General features: G+C 42.3%; 27 protein-coding genes. 5 read left to right on the top strand and 22 right to left on the bottom strand.

Annotated features, from left to right (window positions below; genetic code table 11):
• Nucleotides 1–73: 73 nt before the first annotated feature.
• Nucleotides 74–1,141, bottom strand: a complete 1,068-nt coding sequence (pepA, locus tag HMPREF2780_RS10565; protein WP_045504464.1) for a glutamyl aminopeptidase — start codon at nt 1,139–1,141, stop codon at nt 74–76.
• A 180-nt stretch (nt 1,142–1,321) separates the two neighbouring features.
• Here pepA and HMPREF2780_RS10560 point away from each other — a divergent pair, with 180 nt between their 5' ends.
• The 5 genes from HMPREF2780_RS10560 to HMPREF2780_RS10540 all read left to right on the top strand — a co-directional run bounded on the left by HMPREF2780_RS10560 (nt 1,322) and on the right by HMPREF2780_RS10540 (nt 4,688).
• Complete coding sequence (locus HMPREF2780_RS10560) at nt 1,322–1,606, top strand: DUF4651 domain-containing protein (RefSeq protein WP_061412250.1); 285 nt, start codon at nt 1,322–1,324, stop codon at nt 1,604–1,606.
• Nucleotides 1,606–1,923 (top strand): thioredoxin family protein, encoded by a 318-nt coding sequence (locus tag HMPREF2780_RS10555; protein WP_105026595.1) that lies wholly within the window; start codon nt 1,606–1,608, stop codon nt 1,921–1,923. The genes HMPREF2780_RS10560 and HMPREF2780_RS10555 overlap by 1 nt, the downstream gene beginning before the upstream one ends.
• 16 nt (nt 1,924–1,939) lie before the next feature.
• Nucleotides 1,940–2,566: a YtpR family tRNA-binding protein gene (ytpR, locus tag HMPREF2780_RS10550; RefSeq protein WP_045504470.1), complete on the top strand. Its 627-nt coding sequence runs from the start codon at nt 1,940–1,942 to the stop codon at nt 2,564–2,566.
• Between the two features lie 63 nt (nt 2,567–2,629).
• Nucleotides 2,630–3,025, top strand: a complete 396-nt coding sequence (locus tag HMPREF2780_RS10545; protein ID WP_046164720.1) for a single-stranded DNA-binding protein — start codon at nt 2,630–2,632, stop codon at nt 3,023–3,025.
• 178 nt (nt 3,026–3,203) lie between these two features.
• Nucleotides 3,204–4,688 carry a DUF1846 domain-containing protein gene (locus HMPREF2780_RS10540; protein WP_105026641.1) on the top strand — a complete coding sequence of 495 codons (1,485 nt, stop codon included), beginning with the start codon at nt 3,204–3,206 and terminating at the stop codon, nt 4,686–4,688.
• Nucleotides 4,689–4,742: 54 nt separating this feature from the next.
• On the opposite strand, the gene HMPREF2780_RS10535 is transcribed toward HMPREF2780_RS10540, so the two are convergent.
• The 21 genes from HMPREF2780_RS10535 to comGA form a co-directional block, all read right to left on the bottom strand.
• Nucleotides 4,743–5,177 carry a hypothetical protein gene (locus HMPREF2780_RS10535; RefSeq protein WP_105026594.1) on the bottom strand — a complete coding sequence of 145 codons (435 nt, stop codon included), beginning with the start codon at nt 5,175–5,177 and terminating at the stop codon, nt 4,743–4,745.
• A gap of 9 nt (nt 5,178–5,186) precedes the next feature.
• Nucleotides 5,187–5,351 carry a hypothetical protein gene (locus tag HMPREF2780_RS10530; RefSeq protein WP_105026593.1) on the bottom strand — a complete coding sequence of 55 codons (165 nt, stop codon included), beginning with the start codon at nt 5,349–5,351 and terminating at the stop codon, nt 5,187–5,189.
• The gene (locus HMPREF2780_RS10525) at nt 5,348–5,551 is read right to left on the bottom strand and encodes a helix-turn-helix transcriptional regulator (protein WP_002896748.1); all 204 of its coding nucleotides are present in this window, start codon (nt 5,549–5,551) and stop codon (nt 5,348–5,350) included. The genes HMPREF2780_RS10530 and HMPREF2780_RS10525 overlap by 4 nt, the downstream gene beginning before the upstream one ends.
• Nucleotides 5,552–5,847: 296 nt before the next feature.
• Entirely contained in the window at nt 5,848–6,885 is a 1,038-nt protein-coding gene (locus tag HMPREF2780_RS10515; protein ID WP_061582703.1) for a sensor histidine kinase, read from the bottom strand.
• On the bottom strand, nt 6,852–7,550 hold the full coding sequence (locus HMPREF2780_RS10510) for a response regulator transcription factor (protein WP_105026592.1): 699 nt from the start codon (nt 7,548–7,550) through the stop codon (nt 6,852–6,854). Before HMPREF2780_RS10510 ends, HMPREF2780_RS10515 begins: the two co-directional genes overlap by 34 nt.
• Before the next feature lie 12 nt (nt 7,551–7,562).
• Nucleotides 7,563–8,285, bottom strand: coding sequence for an ABC transporter permease (locus tag HMPREF2780_RS10505; protein ID WP_105026591.1), 723 nt, complete (start codon nt 8,283–8,285; stop codon nt 7,563–7,565).
• Nucleotides 8,285–9,073, bottom strand: a complete 789-nt coding sequence (locus HMPREF2780_RS10500; RefSeq protein ID WP_105026590.1) for a lantibiotic ABC transporter permease — start codon at nt 9,071–9,073, stop codon at nt 8,285–8,287. The genes HMPREF2780_RS10505 and HMPREF2780_RS10500 overlap by 1 nt, the downstream gene beginning before the upstream one ends.
• A 1-nt stretch (nt 9,074) precedes the next feature.
• A complete protein-coding gene (locus HMPREF2780_RS10495; protein WP_105026589.1) occupies nt 9,075–9,782 on the bottom strand; it encodes an ABC transporter ATP-binding protein in 708 nt (235 codons plus the stop codon).
• Between the two features lie 94 nt (nt 9,783–9,876).
• The gene (folK, locus tag HMPREF2780_RS10490; protein ID WP_105026588.1) at nt 9,877–10,689 is read right to left on the bottom strand and encodes a 2-amino-4-hydroxy-6-hydroxymethyldihydropteridine diphosphokinase; all 813 of its coding nucleotides are present in this window, start codon (nt 10,687–10,689) and stop codon (nt 9,877–9,879) included.
• The gene (locus HMPREF2780_RS10485; protein WP_233994399.1) at nt 10,670–12,001 is read right to left on the bottom strand and encodes a bifunctional folylpolyglutamate synthase/dihydrofolate synthase; all 1,332 of its coding nucleotides are present in this window, start codon (nt 11,999–12,001) and stop codon (nt 10,670–10,672) included. Before HMPREF2780_RS10485 ends, folK begins: the two co-directional genes overlap by 20 nt.
• 4 nt (nt 12,002–12,005) lie before the next feature.
• On the bottom strand, nt 12,006–12,971 hold the full coding sequence (folP, locus tag HMPREF2780_RS10480; protein WP_105026586.1) for a dihydropteroate synthase: 966 nt from the start codon (nt 12,969–12,971) through the stop codon (nt 12,006–12,008).
• Between the two features lie 76 nt (nt 12,972–13,047).
• Nucleotides 13,048–13,479, bottom strand: coding sequence for a CPBP family intramembrane glutamic endopeptidase (locus tag HMPREF2780_RS11810; protein ID WP_233994396.1), 432 nt, complete (start codon nt 13,477–13,479; stop codon nt 13,048–13,050).
• A gap of 280 nt (nt 13,480–13,759) precedes the next feature.
• On the bottom strand, nt 13,760–14,950 hold the full coding sequence (locus HMPREF2780_RS10470; RefSeq protein ID WP_045634156.1) for an acetate kinase: 1,191 nt from the start codon (nt 14,948–14,950) through the stop codon (nt 13,760–13,762).
• 49 nt (nt 14,951–14,999) lie between these two features.
• Nucleotides 15,000–15,953, bottom strand: a complete 954-nt coding sequence (locus HMPREF2780_RS10465) for a class I SAM-dependent methyltransferase (RefSeq protein ID WP_105026584.1) — start codon at nt 15,951–15,953, stop codon at nt 15,000–15,002.
• 30 nt (nt 15,954–15,983) lie between these two features.
• Nucleotides 15,984–16,415, bottom strand: a complete 432-nt coding sequence (comGG, locus tag HMPREF2780_RS10460) for a competence type IV pilus minor pilin ComGG (RefSeq protein ID WP_233994395.1) — start codon at nt 16,413–16,415, stop codon at nt 15,984–15,986.
• Nucleotides 16,396–16,833, bottom strand: coding sequence for a competence type IV pilus minor pilin ComGF (gene comGF / locus HMPREF2780_RS10455; RefSeq protein WP_105026583.1), 438 nt, complete (start codon nt 16,831–16,833; stop codon nt 16,396–16,398). Before comGF ends, comGG begins: the two co-directional genes overlap by 20 nt.
• Nucleotides 16,817–17,110, bottom strand: a complete 294-nt coding sequence (gene comGE / locus HMPREF2780_RS10450) for a competence type IV pilus minor pilin ComGE (protein ID WP_045504498.1) — start codon at nt 17,108–17,110, stop codon at nt 16,817–16,819. The genes comGF and comGE overlap by 17 nt, the downstream gene beginning before the upstream one ends.
• Complete coding sequence (gene comGD / locus HMPREF2780_RS10445; protein WP_105026582.1) at nt 17,082–17,510, bottom strand: competence type IV pilus minor pilin ComGD; 429 nt, start codon at nt 17,508–17,510, stop codon at nt 17,082–17,084. The genes comGE and comGD overlap by 29 nt, the downstream gene beginning before the upstream one ends.
• Nucleotides 17,470–17,787, bottom strand: a complete 318-nt coding sequence (gene comGC / locus HMPREF2780_RS10440; protein WP_012130940.1) for a competence type IV pilus major pilin ComGC — start codon at nt 17,785–17,787, stop codon at nt 17,470–17,472. Before comGC ends, comGD begins: the two co-directional genes overlap by 41 nt.
• Entirely contained in the window at nt 17,784–18,818 is a 1,035-nt protein-coding gene (comGB, locus tag HMPREF2780_RS10435; protein WP_105026581.1) for a competence type IV pilus assembly protein ComGB, read from the bottom strand. Before comGB ends, comGC begins: the two co-directional genes overlap by 4 nt.
• The gene (gene comGA, locus HMPREF2780_RS10430) at nt 18,751–19,689 is read right to left on the bottom strand and encodes a competence type IV pilus ATPase ComGA (protein WP_061601797.1); all 939 of its coding nucleotides are present in this window, start codon (nt 19,687–19,689) and stop codon (nt 18,751–18,753) included. The genes comGB and comGA overlap by 68 nt, the downstream gene beginning before the upstream one ends.
• Nucleotides 19,690–19,754 lie beyond the last annotated feature (65 nt).

Raw genomic sequence — 19,754 nt, 5'->3', positions numbered from 1 at the left:
AATCATGGAGCTTCAGGTAACTGCGGAGCGGTTTTATTGACTGATTGCAGTATCACAAAAGACAAGTATCAGTTTAGTAATTTTTAATCAAATCGACTGTTGAACGATCTAACTTCTTCACAATTGCTTGTAAGAATGCCTGAGCTTGTAAGAAGTCATCCATTGCATAAAGTGTCTGATGGGAGTGGATATACCGAGCACAAACTCCGATAGTTGTAGATGGCACACCACCGTTTTGGAGATGGGCTGCACCAGCATCTGTTCCACCTTTTGCACAATAGTATTGGTACTTGATACCAGCTTCTTCAGCCGTAGTAAGCAGGAAGTCTTTCATATTAGGCAGCATGAGATGACCAGGGTCGAAGAAACGAATCAGTGTTCCGTCACCAATAGCACCTTGACCACCATATACATCACCAGCTGGAGAACAGTCTACAGCAAAGAATAATTCAGGCTCAAATTTAGTTGTTGAGGCGTGAGCTCCACGCAAACCAACCTCTTCTTGGACATTAGCACCGACATATAGCTCATTGCCTAAAGATTGTCCTGATAAAGCCTGAGCCAATTCACTGACCATGAGAACCCCGTAACGATTATCCCAAGATTTGGAAATAACATTTTTACCATTAGCTGTTAAAATAGCTGAGCTATCTGGCACAATAGCATCTCCTGGACGAATTCCGAAACTTTCTGCTTCTTCCTTATTGGCAAATCCACCGTCGAAAACAATATCGCTGACTTGTGGCAGGGTTGGTGTCCCACCAGCTCCACGTAGGAAGTGAGGTGGAACAGAGCCAGAAATCACTGGAATTTCCCGACCTTCTCTAGTAAACAATTTGAAGCGCTGACTGCTGACCACAAGAGGATTCCAGCCACCGATTTCAACTACACGAAAAGTACCGTCTGCTTTAATCTCACTGACCAAGAAACCAACTTCATCCATATGAGAGGCCACTAAAACTCGAGGCGCATCTGCTAAGTTTGAATGCTTGATACCAAAGAGGCCACCCAAGCCATCCGTCACCATTTCATCCACATGCGGAGTCATTTTCTCCCGCAAATAAGTCCTTACAGGACCTTCATGAGCTGAGATTGCAGAAATCTCAGTTACTTCTTTGATTTTTGAAAATAAGTCTGTCATATTTACCTTCTTTCTGCCCCCTATTTTATCACTTTTTGGGAAAGATAGGTAGCAAAAGCCTAACTCTCTACAGGAGAAATATCCAAGTAAAAAAATTTCAGTTAAGTCCTCTCGCTTGTCAATTTCTCCTTTTCTATCTTGGCCATTGTTCCCCCTTCTTTTTTGTGTTAAAATATTGTCATGAAAGCTAAAAAAATCATTTTAACAACAGCTGCTCTTCTTGGAGCAGGAAGTCTTGCCTTGGGCGCTCGAAAAGTCGTCAAAGAACAACAGCTAGCCAAAAAGAGAGAAGAGATTATTAACCTAGTCCGCAGCTTCTTTGCTAGTCAAGGACAGATTGCCACTGTCTATGTGCAACTCTATGAGTCCAACGAAGATAAACTGGTTGGTGGAGTAGTCCTTGAAGATGACCGCCACTTTACCTTTGTCTACGAAAACGGCCAGCTAAGTTATGAGGAAAAATGATGATTATTCCTGAAAATATAGAAGAATTGGCAACTTACGTCCAATCAGAGGGTAAGACTGTCTTCTTTTTCACAGCAGACTGGTGTGGAGACTGTCGTTTCATCCAGCCCTCCCTACCAGAGATTGAGGCAAGGAATCCAAATTTTACCTTCATCCAAGTAGACCGCGATGCTTATCTTGATCTTGCTAAACGCTGGGATGTCTATGGGATTCCTAGTCTGGTTGTACTGGAAAAAGGACACGAAATAGGTCGGCTAGTCAATCGTAATCGAAAAACCAAGTCTGAAATCAATGATTTTTTAGCGTCATTAAACTAATCAAATGGAGAAAAGAATGATTTTTACTTATAACAAAGAATTTGTTGGCGATGTTTTGATGGTGATTGTTGCCAACAACGAAGATGCAAAACTTTCTGTTGAACGCAAAGGAAATGTTGCTCGTATTTTCCGACAAGATACAGCCGAAACCGTAGCTTGGAACATTTTCCAAGTATCAGATATTCTTAATATCCAACAAAACGGTCAAATCTTCCTTACTGACGAAGAGGTTGCCTTGCTCAACCAAGAGTTGGCTAAAGAAGGCTTCTCTGAAACTCTGATCAATGATCTCCAACCGAAATTTGTCGTCGGAGAAATCGTCGAAATGATTGCACATCCAGATAGTGACCATCTCAACATCTGTCAAGTACAGGTCGCAGCAGATAAGACTCTTCAAATCGTAGCCGGTGCCCCCAATGCTCGAGTAGGTCTCAAAACAATCGTTGCCCTTCCTGGCGCTATGATGCCTAAGGGAAACCTTATCTTTCCTGGTGAACTACGGGGTGAGAAAAGTTTTGGTATGATGTGCAGTCCACGTGAATTGCAACTACCAAACGCTCCTCAAAAACGTGGCATTATCGAATTAGCCGACTCTGAAGTCGTCGGAACTGCGTTTGATCCAGCAAAACATTGGCAAGGGTAAAAAAATCGTGAAAATCACGATTTTTTTCTTTCTCTTACGAATAAATAAGTAGGAGGAAATTATATGTACAATAAAGTCATTATTATCGGTCGTTTGACGGCCACACCAGAATTGCACAAAACTAGCAATGAAAAATCTGTCACACGCGCAACAATTGCTGTTAACCGTCGTTTTAAGGACCAAAATGGTGAACGTGAAGCAGACTTTATCAATATTGTCCTTTGGGGCAAATTGGCTGAGACTCTGGCTAGTTATGCCAGCAAAGGAAGCTTGATCTCTCTGGACGGCGAACTACGGACCCGTCGTTATGAAAAAGACGGTGTGACTCACTATGTTACAGAAGTCCTTGGACATGGTTTCCAGCTTCTTGAAAGTCGTGCCCAGCGGGCTATTCGTGAAAATAATTCTGGAGCCGATTTGGCTGACCTAGTCTTGGAAGAAGAGGAACTTCCTTTCTAAAACTCCCACTTTTCCTTTCTTTTCTATTAAGAACCTTGGCTGAATAGCCTTGGTTTTTTTATCGTTCTATTTAAAATTTTTTCTTCTGATCGGTTCTTTTTATTTGTCCTCAGATACTACTTTTGCTCCCAAAAATGTCTCTTTTTTGTTATAATGCTTAGCAGAGGTAAAAATGAAAATGAAAAAAATTGCTTTTGATTCTGACAAATACTTAAACCTGCAGCGCGACCATATCTTGGAGCGCATTAATCAATTTGAGGGCAAACTTTACATGGAATTCGGTGGTAAAATGCTGGAAGACTTCCATGCTGCCCGCGTCCTGCCAGGCTATGAGCCGGACAATAAAATCAGACTTCTCAAAGAACTTAAAGACCAAGTAGAGATTGTCATTGCTATCAATGCCAACAACATTGAACACTCTAAGGCGCGTGGCGATTTGGGCATTTCCTACGACCAGGAAGTGCTACGACTAATCGATACCTTTAACGAGCTAGATATTTATGTAGGCTCCGTGGTCATCACCCAGTATTCTGGCCAGCCAGCAGCTGACCTCTTCCGTAGCCAGCTGGAAAAGAATGGCATCGCATCCTACATCCACTACCCAATCAAGGGCTACCCGACCGACATGGACCATATCATCTCACCTGAAGGTATGGGGAAAAACGATTACATCAAAACCAGCCGTAATCTAGTCGTAGTGACCGCACCTGGTCCTGGTTCTGGTAAATTGGCTACTTGCCTATCCAATATGTACCACGACCAAATCAATGGCATCAAATCAGGCTACGCCAAGTTTGAGACCTTCCCAGTTTGGAATCTGCCCCTGCACCATCCAGTCAATTTAGCTTATGAGGCAGCGACGGCAGACCTGGACGATGTCAACATGATTGATCCATTCCACCTGCAGACCTACGGAAAAACCACAGTCAACTACAACCGTGATATCGAAATTTTCCCAGTCCTCAAGCGTATGCTGGAGCGCATCCTAGGTAAATCACCTTATGCTTCTCCAACGGACATGGGCGTCAACATGGTCGGCTTTGCTATTGTAGATAATGATGCAGCTATCGAGGCATCTCAGCAGGAAATCATCCGTCGCTACTACCAGACGATTCTGGATTTCAAGGCGGAGCGCGTTTCTGAATCTGCTATCAAGAAAATCGAACTCTTGATGAACGACTTGGGCATCACACCGCTGGACCGTAAGGTAACAGTTATAGCACGCGATAAGGCTGAAAGCACTGGCGAGCCAGCTCTGGCCTTGGAATTGCCAAACGGTGAAATAGTAACTGGTAAAACCTCTGAACTCTTTGGCCCTACGGCTGCTGTATTGATTAATGCTATTAAGAAATTAGCCAATATTGCCAAAGAGACTAAGCTGATCGAGCCTGAGTATGTCAAGCCAATCCAAGGCCTGAAAATTAATCATCTGGGCAGCCGCAATCCGCGCCTCCACTCAAACGAAATCTTGATGGCTCTGGCAATCACAGCCATGGAAAATCAAGATGCAGCAAATGCTATGCAGCAACTCGGTAATCTCAAAGGTAGCGAGGCCCACTCCACTGTCACTCTGACTGATGAAGACAAAAACGTCCTGCGCAAACTAGGCATCCATGTGACCATGGACCCCGTTTACCAGTATGATCGACTTTATAGAAAATAAAAACAAGCTCTGTTAAAAGCTTGTTTAGAAAGCTGGCTCTGCCAGCTTTTTTTGTTAATAACACTTGGACAGGAGAAAGCGCAAGAGATAGTAAAGTCCCAAAACCAGGATAATGGTCAAGGTCAGAAACTGATTGAGACTTAAGATGATTGGGAAAACCATAGACAAAACGCTCAAGCACGCTGCCAGCAGCAAAAGGATATTAAAAAGCAAAGTGCGAGTCTTTTCGTCAATCATGCGATTGCGCTCATCAGTCACCAGAATGTAGAGCCGCTCAAAATTTTCCTCCCGTCTTAGGGCAAGATTATACCGAATAGTCATCAAAGAAAGCCCCAGCAGTATGCCGACCATGACTCCTTCCTGCTTATCATCCAGAGAATGAAAGTGGCTCCAGGCCAATCCTACCAAGATGATAAAAGTTAAGATACGTCCCACGATAACTTTCCTTTGAAGTTTTTTCCGAAATTCTTGTTTAGTTAATGTTTCCATGTCGGCCTCCTATTTTTCATACGCTTGAAAAATTTTCAAGATCACCACAATCAGGAACATTCCCACAAAAGGCAGGATTTCCTTAGGGATAAAATCGAACTGTAAATGAAGAAAGATTAAGACAAGTACTACTAAAAAACCTAGTCCCCATTTGAGCATATAAGTCCATTTCATGATTCATCCTCCTCAAAGAGAAACACTTCTTCAATCCTTAAATTGAAAAAGGATGCAATTTTATGAGCCAAAAGGAGCGAAGCATTGTAGCGGCCCTTTTCCAAAGAAATAATTGTTTGTCTAGTTACTTCTAACTTCTCAGCCAGTTCTTCCTGGCTGAGCTTTTTTCTTTTTCGTAATTCTTGAATTCGATTTTCCAAGGCCGACTCCTTTTCACAATGTAAAACAAACTTTACTTTTCAAATATAGTATAGCTCCCTTTACATCTTTTGTCAAGAAGAAAGCGGCAAAAAAGAGGCTGGGACAAAAGTCCTAGCCTCTCAATTGTCTTTGGATTGTCGAGCAAGACGCAGTGGTTGAGTGGGCTCTACTACGCTGATTCCATCAGCTTTTACAGCCCTACTCAACTGTGCGGAGGTGGGACGACGAAATCGAATTCTAACGAATTACCGATTTCTGTCCCACTCTCTTTTATCATCTTGATTGACTTCCTTTGTTATTTGCTTTCCAAAGCTACAGTCAACTCGACACAAGCTCCTCCTTGGTCTGGATTGAGCAGGGTCAGACGACCACCGTGCAAGAGAGCTACCTGCTTAGAAAAGGCTAAGCCGATGCCATGATGGGGATTAGCTGAATTGCGGCTTTGGTCACTCTGGTAAAAGAGCTGTTCTGCTCCTAGCAGCATCTCCTCTGAAAATGCAGGACCATTGTTCCAGATAGCAAAAACTAACTGGTCCTGCTGCACTGATACCGTTAGCTTGACTTCCTTTTGATCCTGGTCTGCATGTTCAAGCGCATTTAGTAAGATATTGAGCAAAGCCCGCTTGAGATAGTCCAAATGAATAGACAAGCTTAAGCTAGGATCACAATCTTCTTGGAGAGAAAAACGATGGCTTTCTTGTTTGCTGAACAGTGCCCAATCGTCCTGTAGAGAAACCAAAAAGCTCCCTAAGGAAAGCTGACTGAACTGATTAGAATCAATCTGAAAGGTCTTAGCGTAATCAATCAAAGAGCCACAATACTCTTCCATCTTGTGACTAGCCTGCAAAATCTCAGTAGCATAGTCTGCCTGTGGCTGACCCAACTGCGCCAACTCCAAGAGCTCAGCATTCCCCTTAATCACAGTTAGGGGCGTCTTCAAATCGTGCGATGTCGCTGATAGCTGTAAAATCAACTCCTGATTATGCTGCTGCTCTCTTTCTAGAAGACGAGCATTTTCTTGGTGGCTGCTCCGTAAATCGCTATAGACTTCTAGCATTTCCTCGATCCGAAAAAACTGGCTTTGATTTTCTTCTAAAAGCTTCTTGCTCTTTAGCATTTTTATTTCCCTGTCGATTTTTCGGAGCAATTTCAAAATATGATAAAAAGTAATCAGCAGCAAGCTCCCCGCCCAAAAGAACAAGGTGAAAAGAACGTGATTACTTCCTTGCGTAAATTCATAGCCTATAAGCACAAAAATCAAAACATGAAAAAAGACGACTTTTAAACTGGTTGTCCAGACTAGGCTTTTGAAATTTCGGGTTCTAATTGCCATCTATAGCCTACTCCTCTCACTGTTGCAATTGCTTGCAGCCCTTCTTGTTTGCATTTTTGGCGAATCTGATATACGTATTCTGAGATGGAGCGAAGCTGTGTTTCTGAACTTTCTGGGTAAAGCAAGGTATGCAGGCGTTCAGCTGAAAAGGTCTGCTTGGGATTGCTAGCTAGTAAATGCAGCAACTTAAACTCTCGCTCTGAAAATTTCAAGACTTTACCAAAACAGGCAACTTCATAGCGCTCAGGATAAAATTGACAAGAAGCAATTTCAGAATAGCGCTCCTCACGTCTTTCCTCCCGCCGAAGATGAGCTCTGACACGCGCCAGCAATTCTTTGGTCCCAAAAGGTTTGACAATATAGTCATCTGCACCACGAAAGAGCCCTTCCACTTTGTCCGCCTCCAACTCCTTGGCCGTCAGAAAGATGATTGGACACGAAAGATGAGGACGAATGTAAGAACACAGCTCAAAACCATTAACAGGCTCCATCATCACATCCAGCAGAATCAAGTCATATCCGACAAAATGCGTCAGCTCTAGCTCTTCTATCCGATCAAGTGTCATCACATCATAAGCATCAAGCTCTAGGACATTTTTCACCAGCTTCAAAATGCTCCAGTCATCATCAACCACCAAAATACGATACTGTCTCATGAGTTCCATTATAGCATACCTCTAGCGAACATCTCGTTTCAAGGTTAAGAATATAGCAGAGCCCCAAACCAAAGCTAACCATAACAGCTGTATTCCCAGCCCTGATAGATCTATTGAATGCTGAAGCCCTTCATACTCAAAAAGATTTAGCGTAGCCAGATCGGGCAGGTACTTTGCTTCTTTGATGAAAGTTGCCAACAAACGGCTAAGACCAATCAAGAGAGGAAAGAGCACCGACACCGGCACAACCCAAGATTGAAAGAACAAAGCGAGGCCGGCAGTTAAAAAAGCCAGAAAAAGATTACTGAGAAGACCAAAAGAGCTGTAATAAAGGAATTTCCCCAGTAAGGACCAGCTAAAGTCTAGGGCAAAACGAGCCAGCATAACAAGGAAACAGCTACTTATAATGACACTATAGAGAACCAAGAGCAGCAAGAACAGAAAAAGGATTTTCCCAGCCAACCAAGCCCTTCTATTTGATACGGTTAGAAAATTCGTTCGCATCCCAGACTTGACAAACTCTTGCGAAAAATAGAGAGAAGTGAAGATGACGATGACAGGCTGTGCCAGATAGAGGGCATGCAAAGCCTCACTCAGAGCCTTTGTCTGGCCAACTGCTGTTTGACTGTAGTCAAGATTCATCAGAAAAAAAGGAACGACTACCAGAGCCACCAAGGCGGCACCAAGAGCGAGATAGTAAGAACGGAACTTAATCCATTCACTTCTAAGCAGAGCTTTTATCATTAGTACCGCCCTCCTAAATCCGTCTTCAAAAAGCGCAGAGATGTCGCTCCACCAATGACTAGCAACCACACGCTTAGTATCCAGAGTCCTTGCAAGGGATTATTAGCATATTGAGAAGTCGGCGTTGCAACAAATAACTCTCCTGCGGGCTGTGGCAGATAAGCTCCCCAACTCGTGTGAGCAGCTAGGTAGTTTCCCAGATTATAGATCTGGGGAACGAGAAAGAGTAAGGGAAGCAACATCGTCCGCCCAAGCAATCCCAATAAAAAGGACAGGAGACCTAGCAATGCAGTAGCTAGTGCCTTCCATAAAAGATGACTCCAGGCAGCTTGATTAAGTAAAATTGGATGTAGCCCTTCCTTTCCTAAAGCCAGGTGCATGACAATATAGCTCAAATAAATGGATAACAAGCTAATGATGAGTGAAAACAAACCAAAGGTCAATATTTTACCCACGAGTAGCTTCAAACGGTTATTACAGGCCAATAGACTGGTTCGCAAACTATGAGACTGAAATTCCGTTGCTCCCAAAATTCCAGCTAAGATGACTAAAACCATACCACCCATAGAAGCGCCATTAAGACCTAGATATTCCAGTGGATCAATAGCTTCTGCCAGACCAGGAACCGTATCAGGGGTCGCATCTAAACCGATAGACAGATACTGGCGTCCCTCTAGCCAGGATACGGCAGGTACCAATAACAGCATGAAAACCATGCTTACCCTGAAAGCCTTGGTTGATTGGATTTTCAACCACTCTGAATGCAATAAGGACATCGTTTCTTTCATCTTAAACCTCCTCTGTTAAGTCGAAGAAGAGCTCTTCTAAACTATCTGTTCCTTGTAATACATCTTCTAGAGTTCCCTGTTCGATAATTTGCCCATGATGAATCAAGACTACATCATCTGTTACCATTTGTACCTCAGACAGGATATGAGAGGATAGAAGTACCGTTTTCCCTAAATCAGCCTGCTGACGGATGAACTTTCTAAACCACTTAATCCCGCTTGGATCCAGTCCATTGGTCGGCTCATCTAATATAAGAAACTGAGGATCACCCAGCAAAGCTGCTGCCAAACCCAAGCGTTGACCTTCCCCCAGAGACAGGCTTGACAAAAGGTCCTTCCTCTTATGAGCAATTCCAGTCATCTCTAAAACCTCATCGATTCGAGACTTGGAAATAGCATTACTCGCCGCAATAATTCTCAGGTGGTCATAGACCTTTCGATTTGGCAGACCGCCAATGCCGTCAAACGCTGCACCTACCGTTCTGAGCGGATAGGTCATTGACTGATAGGTTTGCCCATCAAAAGTCGCAGTCCCTGCTGTCGCCCGATCTAACCCCAACAAAATCCTCAAAGTCGAGCTTTTTCCTGCACCATTATGTCCTAGAAAAGCTGTAATGCGACCACTCCTAGCTGTAAAAGAAATATCCTTTAAAATTTGCTTGTCTCCATATTTTTTAGAAACACGATCAATTTTTACAATATGTTCCATACTGAACTCCTTTTGATTTTTCTTTAGTATACAGGGGCAAGTTCAGAGAAAGTTCAGACAACAAAAGAACTTGCCTGGCGACAAGCTTCTTTTCTCATTTTTCAACTGCATCCCAGAGCTGGCGGATGCTTTTTTTCTGCACGGGATCGACAAAGTGTGGGGCGATTTCCACCAGAGATTGCAAGACAAAAGCCCGCTCAGCCACATAAGGATGAGGAACAATCAGGCTTGGACTGTATATCTCTTCTTGTCCTATGTAAAGAATATCCAGATCAATCACGCGCGGTCCCCATTTGATCTCTCGCACGCGTCCTAAATCCGCTTCAATAGCCAAGAGCGTCTGCATCAACTCCTCAGGATTGAGCCAGGTTTCAACTTCAACAACTTGATTGAGAAACGGATCCTGCTCAACTCCACCCCAGGGCTCTGTCTCGATACGACTTGATGCCTGCAAAATTCTTATATTTTGCTCAGCCATTTTTTCCAGAGCCGCATCCAGATTGGCAACTGGGCTGCCCTGATTGCTTCCCAGAGCGATAAAAGCTTTCCGCTTTTGACGAACTAGCTTGACTGAGCATGTGTCCAAAGGTAGAGGAACAGGAGCCCAAGGTTTCTTGACCTCTAAACTGACTTTCTCAACCAGGTCATAGGATTGAAAAATCTTGCCAATCAGCTGATAAGCCAGCGTTTCAATCAAATCTTCCTTGCTTTCCTGACACCACTTAACTAGCTCCTGAGCCAGCTCACCATAGTGGATAGAAGCTGTCAGATCACCTGTTTTAGCAGCCCGAGTCATATCATAATCCAAAATCAGATCCAGCACAAAACGCTGACCCAATTCTTTTTCAGCCGCAAAAACCCCATGATAAGCATAGACTTCCAAATCTTTAATTCTTAACTGATCCATCTATTTCCTCTTTCTTTGTCAATATATAGGCTCTAACTTGAGCTAAAAAATACAAGGAGCCAGTAATCAGAAGCACCTCTTGATCCTTATGCGCATCTTGTAAATAGCTATCTACATACTGCTTCCAAGGTTGATAGGTTAGCCCCGTTTGGAAGGCTTGTCTCTTCATTTCCTCTTCAGAAACTGCTCGCTCATCCGCAAAAGATGTCAATGTGACAGATACATCTGCTTGAGCAAACAACTGCAACATCTCATCTAGTGCTTTGGTCCGAATACAGGTAAATAAAATCTTCTTATCTTTTGAAGCAAAGCGTTCTTGGAAGGAAGCTAATAGAGGACTTAAAGCATGCGGATTATGTGCCCCATCCAAAAAAATCAAAGGTTGCTCCAAAATTTTTTCCATCCTAGCTGGCCAAGCAACTGCTAGAAGTCCACGGTCGATTTCTTCTTTTGTCAGAAGAGGCAAACCCTTTTGTTGGCAATATAGATCACAAATCTCAATAGCCAAGGCCGCATTATCTGTTTGATAAGATCCTAGGAGTGATGTTTGGTAAATACTGGATTCTCTCCATTCATTTTCCAGTGAAAAGACTTCGCCAGTTTCTTCACTTCCAAGCCAGTCAACCTGATAGGACTGCCCATACAAATATGTTGGAGCCTGTTTACTTGTTGCCACGCGCAGGATAACTTCCAGGGCTTCTCTATCAATCTTACCAGTGACTATTGGAATTGAAGTCTTGATGATTCCAGCTTTCTGCTCCGCTATTTCCCCAAGAGTAGAGCCTAAAAGAGCCATATGATCCAATCCAATCGTGCTAATCGCAGTTAGATCCGGCTGACAAACATTTGTCGAGTCTAGAAGTCCGCCCATACCGACCTCAATGATCGCCACATCCACTTCTTCCTGAGCAAAATAATCATAGGCCAAGGCCGTGATAATTTCAAACTCAGTCACTCCCTTGAAAGCCGAATGATGTCCTTGATGGACAAACAAATCTTTATAAATCTGCAAGAGCTGGTTCAATTTTTGATTGGAAATAGCCTGTCCGTTTATAGCAATTTGCTCATTATAAGAAACAATATACGGAGAGGTAAAGGTTCCAACTCGTAATCCTCTTAACTGAAGAAGTTCTCGAAGAGTCGCAATCGTTGACCCCTTGCCATTGGTTCCTGCTATATGAATGACTGAAAGCTGCTTATGAGGATCTTCTCGATGAGCCAGCAGGGCTTCCATTCGTTCTAGGCCAAAGTTCGGAGTATCCGTCCGATAGTTTGCAATCCAGCTCAAATCTGGTTTTTCGTTTCTATCTATCATCTTATTTGTATTGTCCCAAGGTTAAATCTTCAGCGCGGTTAGCTAAACGAATCGCATCACCAATCTCCACCGCCATTTTATGATAAGGAATATCGTGAACTCGTAGCATTTCTACCCCTTGACTGGCCGCAATACTGGTCAAATGACTAGAGGCTATATCACGATTTTGGTAGCCCAAATCTGTCTTTGGATCAACCTCAATGCCTGCATCTTCCAGTATATTCACAACAAAGCGCTTGCGAGAAACGCCAAGAAAGATTGGAAAACCAGCCCGATGAATATCTTCAAGATGCTGTAACAGAATTAGGTTTTCTCGTTTAGTAAGACCAAAACCGATACCCGGATCCAGCATGAGGCTGTTCTTCTCTATTCCTGCCGCTTTTGCTCTAGACAAGGATTTATCAAAAAAGGCCCACATCAAATCTACAATTTCTGAATGCGCAAACTTTGATAATCCCTGGTCTGTGAAAACATCTTGAAAGCCAAACTTGGGAAAGATCAATGAGCTAGCATGATGAGGTCGAGCCATAACCGGATTGAACATCAGAATAGCTCCAGCAGAAGACTCAGCCACCACTTGCACCATTCCTTCATCACCTAAAAATCCGGTGATATCATTAATTATATCTGCACCGGCTGCTAGGGCTGCTTTTGCTACGGGCGCTTTCCAAGTATCGACTGAAATCAAGACATCACTTCGCTTACGAATAGCCTCAATCACTGGAACCACTCGTTCAATTTCTTCTTCAATCTCAATATAATGGCTACCGGGTCTCGTAGACTCCCCACCAATGTCCAACATCTGGGCACCTTCTTGAATCAGATACTGAGCTTGCTCTAAAGCAAATTCTACAGTGTTATATTTTCCACCATCTGAAAAAGAATCTGGGGTTACATTAAGAATCCCGCACAAACCTGTCTTACCGTCTGGGACTAGTTTTCGAACATCAATCTTTTTTTGAGCCATCTTATTTCTCTCACTAATTCTTAATTACTAACATTTTATCATATTTTCCTCAGAAAAAAGACGAGAAAATTTCTCGTCAAGCTTGATTATTTACAAATAACATGAGGAATATGGCAATTCCATTTCGAAGCATATGGGCCATAATAGACATTTCTAACCTTTCTGTCGTATAGGCTACATAGGCAAAGACTGCTCCCATTCCTCCATAAACGATAAAACTACCAATATTAGTCGGACCATGGAAAAGGCCAAAAAGTATCGCACCTATCACAAATCCCACCAGTTGATGCTTAGGAAAAAGTTTCTTGGGAATAAAGCCACGAAAAATGACTTCCTCTAGAACTGGAGCTCCAATCACTGTTGCGATAATCATGACAATCTGTGGGATCTCGCTCATCGCCTCTTGAATTCTCTCTTGATTACGAGGAATAAGCGAGCCCCCTTCCAATCTCATGACAACAAACCCTAAAGCACCGATGAGAATCGATAGGAAATAAGATAAGGCCAAAAGTCCCACTGAAGACCAACTAAAAAAGCTGAAATCAAATGTGAGGATTCCTTCTCTTTTAGCAAGAAAGAGCGTTAAAAGAATAATAAATAGGTACAGGATGATTATTCCACCTACACTAATTGGTGATTGTTTGTCTTCTAAATACCTCATTGCAATGAAAGGAACTTGTGTCAAGACTACTATCACCAACACAATTAAACAATATTTTAGTTTTTTTAAATAGAATCCCATTTCTTTCCCAATCTATAAAAAAGGGAGGCTAACGCCTTGCCCCCTATTATTTTTTAAAACGTTCTACATCACGCGCAATGACTAGCTCTTCGTCTGTTGGAATAACTAATACTCTGACCTTGGCTTCTGGTGTTGAGATATCCCCATATTGCCCAAAGACATTCTTTTCTGGATCAATATCACAGCCAAACCAAGAAATTCCTTCAATAACCAGTCTACGAATAGTCACAGAATTTTCGCCAATTCCTGCGGTAAAGATGATGGCATCCGCTCCATTCAAAACGGCAAGATACTGACCAATGTATTTTTGAATCCGGTCTACAAAAATGTCGTTAGCTAATTGAGCCTTGGCATCACCTGCCCGCATCGCTTCATGAATATCACGCATATCGCTTGATTTCTCGGAAACCCCCAGTAAACCAGATTCACGATTCAAAATTCGGCTGATATCTTCGGGAGTTTTAAAATCATCTGTATGTTGCATCAGATAAGGAATAATTGCAGGATCAATGTCACCAGTCCGAGTTCCCATCATGACACCACCCAGAGGTGTGAAGCCCATCGAAGTATCAACAGACAAACCTTTATCAACAGCTGTAATAGAAGCACCATTACCAATATGACAGGTGATAAGCTTCAACTCCTCAATCGGTTTGCCCAAAAGTTTAGCTGCTTCATGTGCTACATACTCATGGCTAGTACCATGTGCGCCATATTTACGTACCTTGTTTTCCGTATAATATTTCGTTGGCAATGGATAACGATAAGCTTTTTCTGGCATAGTCGTATGGAAAGAAGTATCAAACACTACCACACTTGTAATGTCAGGCAAAAGTTCCTTAAAAGCACGAATCCCTGCGGCATTTGCTGGATTATGAAGAGGGGCCAAGAGAGAAAGTTCTTCAACTTTTTGAATGACTTCTTCATCAACTAGAGCAGAATCTTTGAAATACTCACCACCCGCAACGACACGGTGGCCTACTCCTGTAATTTCATCGAAAGACGCTATGATATTAAAACGCATCAAATCGTCTAACAAAATCTTTACAGCTTGAGTGTGGTCAGTAATATCAAGCACCTGTTTTTCAGTACGACCATCAAATTTCACTGTTGAAATAGAATCTTTGAGTCCAATCCGCTCAATCAAACCTTTAGCTAATACTTTTTCTTCTGGCATCAAGTAGAGCTGCCATTTTAAACTAGAACTTCCTGCATTTATTGCGATTGTTTTAGACATAATTTACCTCTTTTAAGCGTTTTCAGTTCTCATTATACCAGAATTTTGATCAGTTTTCACTAACTTTGCGCCATTTTTGAAAACTTTCGCGAAAGCGAGTAATTTCATCATGATTTTGTAGATCTGTCAATGCATAGGCAAAAGGTTCCGCTTTTATATTTTTTTGTTTTTGCAAAACAAAAACCGTCTTAGCCTGAGAGGCTGATGCAAAAAGTTTTTCTGGCAAAGCAATCATCGCAACCAAGCTGGCATTGTCTTTGAGCCAGGATTTAAGTAAGCCGCTCTGCGGGCTGGTTAAGAGGTGATTAGGAGCTAAGAAGATAGCATAGCCATCGGCCTTCAAATACTTTAAAGCCTGCTCCATCAATAGATGATGAGCATAGGTATGCTCCGTCTGACTGGCTACCTGGTAGCGACTGGCAATCTGATCATCCGGATAGTAACCGACAGGCAGATCACTAATAATCAAGTCGCTCTCTTTTAGAACTTGAGGTCGCACTGCATCCCCTTGAGCAAAATGAGCTTTAGAACCCATCACTTCGGCAATACTGGCAGATAGGTCAATCAGTAAATCATCGATTTCTAATCCTAGATAATCAATCTCTTTCTGACTATTGTTCAGGATTGTCTCTGCAAGATTTCCGGTTCCACTTCCCATCTCAAGAAGAGTAATATCTGATGCTACCATCAGCTGGTCAATGATAAAAATCAGCAGAAAACCAATGGCATCTGGTGTAAACTGATGGTTGACTTGCAAAGGCTCTGTCTGAGCACCCTTCATCAGAATGAACTGATAGGCTCTCCGCCACTCTTCTCTGCTTAGCTTTAAGCTCTTCAAAGTTTGATGATTCTTTTTGACAATTTCTAAGTCCGTTTGCCCATCCAAATAGATACCGTTTTGCTCGATTAAGGCATCATAAAAATTAGTTGAAAGCTTGTTTTGAATGACTTGGACATTTTCTAAAAGGAGCGTATAGGCTTCTTCAATTTTTTCAAAATTCATAGTTTCCTCCGCTCCTTATCTTATCAAAATTTAATCTTTTTTGCCATTATCGTCTTTGGCTTCCTCTTTTTCACGGGCAGGCTCTGCTTCTTTCTTTTCTTCTTTTTCCAGTTCAGACTTTTTATCTTTATCCTGATCCTTATCCAACCTGACTGATGGCTCCTTGATAGCAAAGGTAAAATCGTAAGTCCGGTCAGAGATCACTACATTGACAACCAACTGGTCCTTTTCTTTCTGGTATTGACTTTGGCCTTTATTAAAAGAAAATTGTCCACTATCAGCTAGCTTCTGTTCTTTTGTCAGCAAGGCTATAGCGTAAGCTTCCTGTCTTTCTTGCTGGGCAAAAAGATTACGCTGATGAGCCGTCTGACGATTGAGATAAAACTGCAACAGCAGACTAAAAACGGCAGCCATAAGCAGGGCATAAAGCATGACTCCAGCCCTAATGTTCTTCTTCAACACGATAGATGTACTCTCTTTCTAGGCCATCTCTAAACTGCAGAAGCAAATGAACTATCTGACCTTCTTTATGTATTTGAGCAGCTTCTAGTCCATAAATCATGGGCTGATAACCACGGCCATTCGCATCTGTTTTTCTAAAATCATCGCTTTTAGACTTACCAAATGCAATCGACTTGCCATCTTGTTTGACATAGAGCCTATTTTGCTCGACTTTTTCAAAATGGCTCCGGGATAATTCTGCATCTAACTGGTCCGCAAACAAGAGCCATTCCTTGGCCTTAGTTTGCTCTTGATACTGAATCTCACTAGCTAGAAGCTTGGTCATTGCCTGGAAAACCAAGAGGCCACCACTGATGACCAAGAGGGCCACTAAGGCTTCCAGCAGGGTAAAGGCTGCTAGTTTACCTTTTTTCAACATCAATCAATTCCTCCCCCTGATGGAACACTCGAATCTGATCCTTTGTTCTCTGAATCCGAATTTCAATGCCATTTAAAGAAAGATGGTCCTGCCCTGTTTGGAGGGCCATTTGGGCCACCCGCAGGACCTCTTCTTTTTGTAAAATGACAGCTGCTTCTTTGCGTGATTGCGTGATTTGACCTAGTAGCAAACTTGCAATTACAGCAAAAACTCCCAAAGCTAGTAAGGCTTCCAGTAAGATAGTCCCTTTAATTTGTCGTTTTCTTAAATTTGCCATTTCCAATATAGAGTTGATAGGTCACCAGTCCTTCCTTGGTTTGAAACTGAACTTTACTGAGTGAAGAATTACCTCCAGCCTTATCAAAATAGATCTGTGTAGATTCAGGTGCTTGGATTCCTTTAGGAATTGGAAGACGAGCATAGCCGTTTGAAATCTCTTGGTTTGAGATTTCTAGCACCAGCTTTCTCTGAGAAGATACGCTAATCTTCTGACTTTCCTGATAAAAATGCTCAAATTCTAAAAAGAAGATCTTTGCCTGAATCTGCTCAAAAGTAGCTTGAACAGAGCTTGATAAAGCCAGCAAGATAAAACTGCTAATCATCAGGACCAAGAGGCTTTCCAAAACTGTAAAGGCCTTAATTGGCAACTGCCTGAGTCTCACTATTGTTCTTACCATAATAAGCCTTGTAAGAGTCTGCTTGCTTTTGACTAATGTTCCCAGCTGCGACTAGTTTGCTGAGGGTTGCTTGATCTCCTGTATTTTTGAGTTCATAGAGCTCAGCCTGGCTCTCAACTACCTTAACCACCGCAGCATTTCCAGTATCCGAAACAGCCTCTTTTTGCTTGGTTAGATTAGGGACGAATAAGAGCATAAGGACACTGATGATCAGAAGGACGACTAACATTTCCACCAAAGTAAAAGCTTTCACACGTAATTTTTTTAATTTGTTCATAGATGAACCTCCATATTTTGATAAAGGGGCAATAGCATTGCCGCATACAATAAGACAATCATCAAGGCTACAAAGACAAAGACTAGGGGCTGAATCAGATTCATGGTCCGATTGACCCTACCAAAAAATTCTTCCCAAGTCTTAAGAGCATAGATTTCTAGTTCGCTTCCCAGCTTAGATTTGACTTCCCCGTATTCGATGATTAGAGACAATTCCTTTTTGAAAAAAGGATACGAAGCAATTTTATCTGAAAATTCTTGACCGTTTTGTAAAGCTTGACCTAAATCTTGACCAATTTCCTGAAATAAAACCGAGCGTTGCTCTTGCATAATCTGAAAAATCTGACTGAGCTCCAAGCCTTGCCCAATCATATTGCCCCATTCACGCGCATAATAGGCGGTTAGGTAAATCCTTACAAAGGATCCAACAAAAGGCAGGCGAGCCAAGAAAGAGTATACAGGGATCCGTTTCTGGCCTTTGAAAATCAGATAAATCGCTCCTGTTAATCCAAGTAACATTAAGACGGTTAGTAGAAAAATAGTCGGCAAATGGCCAATGAGTTGAGTTGCAAAATTTTGACTGCTAAGTTGGGGTAAAAGGTAATTTCTCAAGCCCATCATAATTAATACCAAAAAGCTAAGAAGCATCATGGGATAGGTCGCTACTTCAATTAGCTTCTTTTTTACCTTAGCAAGATTATCCAGATATTCCTCTATTTTTAGCAAAGCAAGCGATAAATTCCCATGTAACTCAGCCAATGACAGCTGGGTTACTACTGCGTCAGAAAAACCAAGTCCAGCCATAATCTCTGAAAATGCTTGTCCATTAGCTAGGCCATGACGCATTTGCTGAACATAGTTTTGCTCCAAAAGAGCGCTTCGTCCTAAAAAATCCACAGTCTCAGCCAAATGAAAACCACTAGAGAATAAATTATTAAACAGTTCAATGACCTGCTTTTGCTTGCTAGTTCCTAATTTTTTCTGCTTCTGCTTGCTCAGGATGGATATGTCCTGCTGCAAGAAGCTGATCAATCTGCTGATTCCAGACGGTCGGCTCGTGTTCTTGGTAGTCGTCGCTCGCAAAGTCTATCACACCTCCTCCCCCAATCAAGCGCTGATAGCAAATACCCTGTAAAACAATTTTCAACTCCTCTTCGCTGACACCCAGCTCCAACAAACGCTCGTAAACACCAGGAATGCTCTTAGCGTGAATCGTTGAAAAAACTGTAGCTCCCGTCAAGCTAGCTCGAACCACTGCTCTAGCGGTTTCACTATCCCGAATTTCTCCAATAATCAGCAAGTCAGGACGGTGACGCAGGGAAAGCTTAATCAGACTTTCATAGGTCAGACCAATCGTTTCATTCAGCTGAAGCTGAAGCATATCCTCTTGCTTGATTTCAACAGGATCTTCAATGGACATAACCTGCTGACCCTTAAATTTTAGTTGACCTAATTGATGCATGAGAGTGGTCTTGCCACTCCCTACTGGTCCCGAAAAAAGATACAGCCCTCGGTCCTTAAACTTCTCTCTCAATTCAGGAAAATGAGTAAACCAAAACTTCAATTCTGTCTCTTCGTCATGCAGAAGTCGAATAACTAAACTTTCATAACCGCGATAATCGCCTACTGTCGATAGGCGAATCGACGTTTCCTTATCATCATAACGATAATCACAGGACCCCAGCTGACTGCGACGTTTTTCTCCTACATTCATCCCAGCTAAAAATTTAAAATGACTAATTACAGCAGCTAGCTGGTCAAAATCATAAGTCTGTATGAAGCGTCGCTCATCGCCAATCCTCATATAAAGTTCATAGCAATCATCCTTGGGTACAAAATAAATATCCTGAGCACACTCTTCCTTAGCTTGCCGGACAATCGCCTGGGCAATTTCTTGAACCATAAGACCTCCCTTAAATAAATTTTGTCGAAAAGTTTTTTTCAAGCCTTTCTTCAACTATTTATTCG

The sequence above is a fragment of the Streptococcus sp. HMSC062B01 genome (assembly GCF_001811085.1).
GTDB classification, from domain to species: Bacteria; Bacillota; Bacilli; order Lactobacillales; family Streptococcaceae; genus Streptococcus; species Streptococcus gordonii.
Note: the sequence above shows the minus strand (reverse complement) of the source record. Positions and strands in the feature narration are given on the sequence as shown.

Coding starts and splice junctions, on each gene's coding strand:
- pepA (WP_045504464.1), bottom strand. CDS start 1,141: ATGACAGACTTATTTTCAAAAATCAAAGAAGTAACTGAGATTTCTGCA.
- HMPREF2780_RS10560 (WP_061412250.1), top strand. CDS start 1,322: ATGAAAGCTAAAAAAATCATTTTAACAACAGCTGCTCTTCTTGGAGCA.
- HMPREF2780_RS10555 (WP_105026595.1), top strand. CDS start 1,606: ATGATTATTCCTGAAAATATAGAAGAATTGGCAACTTACGTCCAATCA.
- ytpR (WP_045504470.1), top strand. CDS start 1,940: ATGATTTTTACTTATAACAAAGAATTTGTTGGCGATGTTTTGATGGTG.
- HMPREF2780_RS10545 (WP_046164720.1), top strand. CDS start 2,630: ATGTACAATAAAGTCATTATTATCGGTCGTTTGACGGCCACACCAGAA.
- HMPREF2780_RS10540 (WP_105026641.1), top strand. CDS start 3,204: ATGAAAAAAATTGCTTTTGATTCTGACAAATACTTAAACCTGCAGCGC.
- HMPREF2780_RS10535 (WP_105026594.1), bottom strand. CDS start 5,177: ATGGAAACATTAACTAAACAAGAATTTCGGAAAAAACTTCAAAGGAAA.
- HMPREF2780_RS10530 (WP_105026593.1), bottom strand. CDS start 5,351: ATGAAATGGACTTATATGCTCAAATGGGGACTAGGTTTTTTAGTAGTA.
- HMPREF2780_RS10515 (WP_061582703.1), bottom strand. CDS start 6,885: ATGGCAATTAGAACCCGAAATTTCAAAAGCCTAGTCTGGACAACCAGT.
- HMPREF2780_RS10510 (WP_105026592.1), bottom strand. CDS start 7,550: ATGGAACTCATGAGACAGTATCGTATTTTGGTGGTTGATGATGACTGG.
- HMPREF2780_RS10505 (WP_105026591.1), bottom strand. CDS start 8,285: ATGATAAAAGCTCTGCTTAGAAGTGAATGGATTAAGTTCCGTTCTTAC.
- HMPREF2780_RS10500 (WP_105026590.1), bottom strand. CDS start 9,073: ATGAAAGAAACGATGTCCTTATTGCATTCAGAGTGGTTGAAAATCCAA.
- HMPREF2780_RS10495 (WP_105026589.1), bottom strand. CDS start 9,782: ATGGAACATATTGTAAAAATTGATCGTGTTTCTAAAAAATATGGAGAC.
- folK (WP_105026588.1), bottom strand. CDS start 10,689: ATGGATCAGTTAAGAATTAAAGATTTGGAAGTCTATGCTTATCATGGG.
- folP (WP_105026586.1), bottom strand. CDS start 12,971: ATGGCTCAAAAAAAGATTGATGTTCGAAAACTAGTCCCAGACGGTAAG.
- HMPREF2780_RS10470 (WP_045634156.1), bottom strand. CDS start 14,950: ATGTCTAAAACAATCGCAATAAATGCAGGAAGTTCTAGTTTAAAATGG.
- HMPREF2780_RS10465 (WP_105026584.1), bottom strand. CDS start 15,953: ATGAATTTTGAAAAAATTGAAGAAGCCTATACGCTCCTTTTAGAAAAT.
- comGF (WP_105026583.1), bottom strand. CDS start 16,833: ATGTTGAAAAAAGGTAAACTAGCAGCCTTTACCCTGCTGGAAGCCTTA.
- comGE (WP_045504498.1), bottom strand. CDS start 17,110: ATGGCAAATTTAAGAAAACGACAAATTAAAGGGACTATCTTACTGGAA.
- comGD (WP_105026582.1), bottom strand. CDS start 17,510: ATGGTAAGAACAATAGTGAGACTCAGGCAGTTGCCAATTAAGGCCTTT.
- comGC (WP_012130940.1), bottom strand. CDS start 17,787: ATGAACAAATTAAAAAAATTACGTGTGAAAGCTTTTACTTTGGTGGAA.
- comGA (WP_061601797.1), bottom strand. CDS start 19,689: ATGGTTCAAGAAATTGCCCAGGCGATTGTCCGGCAAGCTAAGGAAGAG.